The 6,146-nt window shown below is 74.6% G+C and carries 6 protein-coding genes; 5 read left to right on the top strand and 1 reads right to left on the bottom strand.

Going from position 1 to position 6,146, the window contains the following annotated elements:
- The 5 genes from ICW40_RS19025 to ICW40_RS19045 form a co-directional block, all read left to right on the top strand.
- The coding region (locus ICW40_RS19025; protein WP_260459464.1) for a M15 family metallopeptidase at window positions 1-813 on the top strand (813 nt) is incomplete at its 5' end.
- 66 nt (window positions 814-879) lie between these two features.
- Window positions 880-2,577 carry a DUF885 domain-containing protein gene (locus ICW40_RS19030; protein ID WP_221655561.1) on the top strand — a complete coding sequence of 566 codons (1,698 nt, stop codon included), beginning with the start codon at window positions 880-882 and terminating at the stop codon, window positions 2,575-2,577.
- A 45-nt stretch (window positions 2,578-2,622) separates the two neighbouring features.
- A complete protein-coding gene (locus ICW40_RS19035) occupies window positions 2,623-4,005 on the top strand; it encodes an NAD(P)/FAD-dependent oxidoreductase (RefSeq protein WP_221655562.1) in 1,383 nt (460 codons plus the stop codon).
- Window position 4,006: 1 nt separating this feature from the next.
- Entirely contained in the window at window positions 4,007-4,423 is a 417-nt protein-coding gene (locus ICW40_RS19040) for a ChaB family protein (protein WP_221655563.1), read from the top strand.
- Window positions 4,424-4,493: 70 nt separating this feature from the next.
- A complete protein-coding gene (locus ICW40_RS19045) occupies window positions 4,494-5,510 on the top strand; it encodes a magnesium and cobalt transport protein CorA (protein WP_221655564.1) in 1,017 nt (338 codons plus the stop codon).
- A 359-nt stretch (window positions 5,511-5,869) separates the two neighbouring features.
- On the opposite strand, the gene ICW40_RS19050 is transcribed toward ICW40_RS19045, so the two are convergent.
- A partial coding sequence (locus tag ICW40_RS19050; RefSeq protein ID WP_221655565.1) for a hypothetical protein occupies window positions 5,870-6,146 on the bottom strand: 277 nt, incomplete at its 5' end.

A 6,146-nucleotide genomic window follows, 5' to 3' on the forward strand; every position in this document is an offset into this window, starting at 1 on the left:
GGCGACGACGTCGACCGGAGCGCGGCCCCGAGCGCGCGCAGCACGCCCCCCGCCGCCTCGAGCTACGTGCTCCCCCAGCAGCCGCTCAGCGCGCTCGACGGGATCGCGCCCTCGACGGTCACCACCCCGGACGGCACGGACGCCTCGGGCGCCCGGCAGACCGCCGGGCCCGCCCCGCGGGCGTCGGCCACGGCGATCCAGGCGCTCGACCTCGACGTGACGGCCCAGGTGGTCGCGGCAGCGCAGGAGGTGCTCACGCTCTCGGCGCAGGTCGAGGCGACGGCCCAGGCGAACATCGCGGCCGCCCAGGCTGCGGCCGAGGCGGCAGCGGCGGCCGAGGCGGCCGCGCGCGCCGCGGAGCTCCAGCGTGCCGAGCAGTCGCGCAAGGTGGCGGCGGTCCGGTCGTCGGAGAACGGCGCCCTGCCGGCCGAGGCGCTCTGCGGCGTCGACTTCGCCCGGGGCGTCCAGCTGCGCTGCGACGCGGCCGTCGCGCTCGAGCACCTCAACGACGCCTTCCGCGCCCACTTCGGGCGTGACCTGCACGTCGTGAGCTCCTACCGCGACTTCGCCTCGCAGGTCTCCGTCAAGCAGACCAAGGGCGGGCTCGCCGCGAGCCCGGGGACGTCGAACCACGGCTGGGGCCTCGCGGTCGACCTCGACGGGTTCGGCTCGCTCGGTCAGTTCGACCGGCCGACGTACCTGTGGATGCGCGAGAACGCCGAGGCGTACGGCTGGCACCACCCCTCGTACATGCAGGCCGGGGGCGCCGGCCCGCACGAGCCGTGGCACTGGGAGTACGGCACGACGGACTGACCGGGCGCGGGCGCCGTCGGCGACGCCCTCCCGCTCGCCCGGCCCGGCTCGGGCTAGCGTGCTCACGTGACGGAACCCACGACCTCCCACGCCACCGACGACGACGCGCCGACCGCCCGGGCGGTCGCCGACAGGTGGGTCGAGACCCTCGCCGACCTCGACCCCACGGTCGGCACGGCGCTCGGGATCCGGCCGGGCGACCACCGGATGCCCGACCTCTCCCCCGAGGGCCTCGCCGAGCGCGCCCGGGCGGCGCGCGCGACGCTGGCCGAGCTGGCGACGGCGCGGGTCGAGGACGACGACGACCGCCGGTGCGCGACGCTGCTCCACGAGCGGCTCGGCGCCCAGCTCGCCGTGCACGAGGCGGGCGAGGACCTCGTCAGCCTCCGCCCCATCGCCTCCCCGGTGCACCACCTGCAGCAGCTCTTCCTCCTCATGCCCACCGCCTCGAGCGAGGACTGGCGGGTCGTCGCCCGACGCCTGGACGAGGTGCCGGCCTGCGCGCGCAGCTACCAGGACGCTCTCGCCGCCGGCCTCGCGGACGGGCGCCTCAGCGCCCCGCGCCAGGCAGGGGCCGTCGTCGACCAGCTGGGGGCCTGGCTCGCCGGCCGCGGCTGGTGGGCGGGCTTCGTCGAGAACGGTCCCGAGCGGCTGCGACCTGAGCTCGAGGCGGCCGCCGCGAGGGCGGCGGACGGCGTCGCGGGCCTCCGGGACTGGATCGCGGGGACCTACCTGCCCGCGTGCGAGGGCACGCCGGACGGCGTCGGGCGCGAGCGGTACCTCCTCGGTGCGCGCGCCGCGACGGGCGCCGCGATCGACCCCGAGGAGGCGTACGCGTGGGGTTGGGGCGAGCTCGCCCGGATCGAGGCCGAGATGCGCCAGGAGGCGCAGCGCGTGCTGCCCGGCGCCGCCCCCGCCGAGGCGTTCGCCCACCTCGACGAGCACGGCGAGGCCGTCGAGGGCGTCGACGAGGTGCGCGACTGGCTCCAGCGGATGATGGACCGTGCGATCGCCGAGCTCGACGGCACCGTCGTCGACGTCGCGCCGCCGGTGCGTCGCGTCGAGGCGATGATCGCGCCGGCAGGCGCCGCCGCCGCCCCGTACTACACGCGGCCGTCGCTCGACTTCAGCCGGCCCGGCCGTACGTGGCTGCCGACCCTCGGGCGCACGCGCTTCCCCACCTGGGACCTCATCAGCACCTGGTACCACGAGGGCGTGCCGGGCCACCACCTCCAGCTGGGCCAGTGGGCGTACCGGGCCGGCGAGCTCTCGCGCTACCAGGTCAGCCTCGGCTCGGTCTCGGCGACGACGGAGGGCTGGGCCCTCTACGCCGAGCGCCTCATGGACGAGCTCGGCCACCTGCGCGACCCGGGCGCCCGGCTCGGGTACCTGGACGGACAGCGGATGCGCGCGGTGCGCGTCGTCATCGACATCGGGATGCACCTCGGCCTCGAGATCCCCCGGGACGCACCCTTCCGCCCGGGCGAACGGTGGACGGCCGCCCTGGGCGAGGAGTTCTTCGCGGCCCGGAGCGGGTCCCCGGCGGACTTCGTGCGCAGCGAGGTCGTGCGCTACCTGGGCTGGCCGGGTCAGGCGATCAGCTACAAGCTCGGCGAGCGGGCCTGGCTGGCGGGACGCGCCGCGGCACGCGAGCGCCGGGAGGCCGCCGGCGAGCCGTTCGACCTGCGGGCGTGGCACACGGCTGCGCTGTCGCTCGGCTCCCTGGGTCTCGCCGACCTGGAGCGGGAGCTCGCCCAGCTCTGAGGTCGTCCGGTGGCGGCCGGGTCCCGGTCGGCACAAGGTGGACCCATGACGCGATCAGACGAGCGACGCGCCCCGCACCACGTCGTGGTCATCGGCTCCGGGTTCGGCGGCCTGTTCACGACCAAGGCCCTGGCCCGCGACGACGTGCGGGTCACGGTGGTCGCGAGCACCGGGCACCACCTCTTCCAGCCGCTGCTCTACCAGGTGGCCACGGGCGTGCTGTCCGAGGGCGAGGTCGCGCCCGCCACGCGCGAGGTGCTGCGGCGCCAGCGCAACGCCCGCGTGCTCCTCGGCACCGTGACCGACGTCGACCTCGCGTCGAGGACCGTCACGTCCGTGCACCCTGCCGGCGAGAACCACCTGCACTACGACTCGCTCGTCGTCGCGGCGGGTGCCGGACAGTCCTACTTCGGCCGCGACGAGTTCGCGCGGTACGCGCCGGGCATGAAGAGCATCGACGACGCGCTCGAGCTGCGGGGCCGGATCTTCGGGGCCTTCGAGCTCGCCGAGCTCGCCGAGGACCCGGACGAGCGGGCGGCCCTCCTGACGTTCGTCGTCGTGGGCGCCGGCCCGACGGGTGTGGAGATGGCCGGGCAGATCGCCGAGCTTGCGCACCGCTCGCTGCGCGACGACTTCCGGCGGATCGACCCGCGCTCCGCCCGGATCGTCCTGCTCGACGCCGCGCCCACGCTGCTGGGCGCGTTCAGCGACAAGCTCTCCGGCGCGGCGCGGCGGCAGCTCGAGCGCCTGGGCATCGAGGTGCAGCTCGGGCAGAAGGTCGTCGGCGTCGACGCCGACGGGGTCGACCTCGAGGACGCCGACGGCCGGACCAGCCGCATCGCGAGCCGCACGAAGGTGTGGGCCGCGGGTGTGGCGGCGTCGCCGCTGGGCCGGCGCCTGGCCGAGCAGTCCGGTGCGACCGTCGACCGTGCAGGGCGCGTCGAGGTGCTCCCGGACTGCACGCTGCCCGGTCATCCCGAGGTGTTCGTCATCGGCGACATGATGTCGCTCGACCGGCTGCCGGGCGTCGCGCAGGTCGCGATGCAGAGCGGGCACCACGCCGCGGACCAGATCCGCCGGCGGCTGCAGGGGCGCGAGACCGGCCAGCCCTTCCGCTTCCACGACAAGGGCAGCATGGCGACGGTCAGCCGCTTCCACGCGGTGGCCTCCGTGGGCAAGGTCGAGGTCTCGGGCTTCATCGCGTGGCTCATGTGGCTGGGTGTGCACCTCGTCTACCTCATCGGGTTCAAGAACCGGATCACGACGCTGCTGCACTGGCTCGTCAGCTTCGTGGGCAGCGGTCGGTCCGAGCGGACGGCGACCCTGCAGCAGGTGCGCGCACGCGGTGCCCTCCTCGAGCAGGAGGAACGGGCCGCCGCCGCAGTCGCACCGCCCGCCCAGGAACCGGTGACAGCCAAGGAGGAGTGAGATGCCGAAGACCACCAAGCGCGGCACCGCGAAGCAGAGCGAGCTGCCCTCGACCCTGAGGCGCTCGGACGAGAAGGCGCAGCGGACCTTCGCCAAGGCGCACGACGCGGCTGCCGAGGAGTACGACGACGCCGAGCGCGCGCACCGCGTCGCCTACAGCGCGCTCAAGCACTCCTACGAGAAGGTCGGCGACCACTGGGAGGCGAAGGACGAGAAGGGACCGTCCGACGCCAAGGCGGCAGGCGGCCGCGGGACGACGGCCGACACGGCCGGCGGCGTCGACGCGAACGCGAGCAAGAGCCACCTCTACGACGTCGCCAAGCGGCTCGACATCCCCCGGCGCTCGACCATGACGAAGGACGAGCTGGTGGAGGCCATCGAGAAGGAGAACGCGCGCCGTACGCGCCGCGCCCGCTGAGCGCGGGCATCATGTCCGTGCACCCGGCGCCGACCGCCGGGTGCACCGACGTGTGCGACGGGAGCGTGCGATGAGCCTGGTGGACAACGCCGTCTACGTCGGCGGGCGCCGTCACTCCGAACCGGCCGGGCTCGAGCAGACCTACGCCGCGCTGCGGCAGAGCGGTGGCATGGCGTGGATCGGCCTCTACCGGCCCGACCACGCGGAGATCGCCTCGGTCGCGCGCGAGTTCGACATCCACGCCCTCGCGGTCGAGGACACGGTGAAGGCGCACCAGCGGCCCAAGCTCGAGCGCTACGGGGACGTGCTGTTCACGGTGCTCCGGCCCGCGCGCTACCTCGACGACGAGGAGCGGGTCGAGTTCGGCGAGCTGCACGTGTTCCTCGGCCCGAGCGTCGTCGTGACGGTGCGGCACGCCGAGTCGCCCGACCTCGCGCGCGTGCGGCAGCGGATGGAGGCCGCGCCGGACCTCCTCCGGCTCGGGCCGGAGGCCGTCCTCTACGCGATCCTCGACGAGGTCGTGGACGAGTACGGGCCCGTGGTGGCGGGGCTCGAGAACGACATCGACGAGATCGAGGACCAGCTGTTCGCGGGCGACCCCGCCGTCTCGCGGCGCATCTACGAGCTGCTGCGCGAGGTCATGGCGTTCCAGCGCGCCACGCACCCGCTGCTCGGCATGCTCGCCGGGCTCGAGGCCGGCGCGGACACCTACGGCGTCGACGACGAGCTGCGGCGGCACCTGCGCGACGTGCAGGACCACGTCGTGCGCGTCGTCGAGCGGGCGGACGGCTTCCGCGGGCTGCTGCAGAACGCGCTGACGGTCAACGCCACGATCGTCGCCGAGCGGCAGAACGAGGAGGTCCGGGCGATGACGGCGGCGAGCCTCGTCCAGAACGAGGAGGTCAAGAAGATCTCGGCGTGGGCCGCGATCCTCTTCGCGCCCACCCTCGTGGGCACGGTCTACGGCATGAACTTCGACCACATGCCCGAGCTCGCCTGGCGGTGGGGGTACCCCGCGGCCGTCGGCCTCATGGTCCTCGGCTCCGTGGTCCTGTTCGCCTTCTTCCGCTCCCGGAAGTGGCTCTGAGCCGACTCGATCCCGACCCCGAGCCCTGCTCCGGATCGCGCCACCGACCGCTCCGACACGGTCGGCAGGATGTCCGAAATGTGCCGCTGACCTGCTGTGACGCGCATCACCGTTACCGAAACGTGACCAAGCGACGACGCGCTTCGTCGGGCGTGCTGGCCAACCCCTGGCGCGGTCCGTGTGCGAATTGTGTGAACACCGCGGCCACGAGTCGTCGGATGACCGGCCCGCGTGTGCCAATAGATCCCGGCCCGCGCGTCCCCCACGCGAGGGCTCCCCCGGCCCGCGAGCCACCCCCGACGTCGACCAGCGAGGACCACCGAGCGTTGCACCCCGAGACCCAGCAGCCGGCCACGCCGTCAGCGTCCCCGACCCCTGGGAATCCGCAGCTCTCCGCCACCCGTCCCGCCACGACCGGCCCCACCCGTCGTGAGCTGCGCCTCGCCGGCGAGCGTGCGGCCGCCGAGCGCGCCGCGGCCGAGCGTGCCGAGGCCGAGCGAGCTGAGGCCGAGCGCGCAGGAGCTGAGCGTGCCGAGGCCGAGCGTGCAGGGGCGGAGCGGCGCGACGCCGGGCGCGGTGAGGTCGCGACCGACGGTCGCCGGGCCGACGCCCCGCGCGCGATGACCCGCCGGATGC

The sequence above is a fragment of the Actinotalea ferrariae genome (assembly GCF_019733465.1).
In the GTDB taxonomy this organism is placed as follows: Bacteria; Actinomycetota; Actinomycetes; order Actinomycetales; family Cellulomonadaceae; genus Actinotalea; species Actinotalea ferrariae_A.

Excerpts from the sequence above, each read along its gene's own strand:
- ICW40_RS19040 (WP_221655563.1), top strand. The coding sequence starts at position 4,007 with ATGCCGAAGACCACCAAGCGCGGCACCGCGAAGCAGAGCGAGCTGCCC.
- ICW40_RS19035 (WP_221655562.1), top strand. The coding sequence starts at position 2,623 with ATGACGCGATCAGACGAGCGACGCGCCCCGCACCACGTCGTGGTCATC.
- ICW40_RS19045 (WP_221655564.1), top strand. The coding sequence starts at position 4,494 with ATGAGCCTGGTGGACAACGCCGTCTACGTCGGCGGGCGCCGTCACTCC.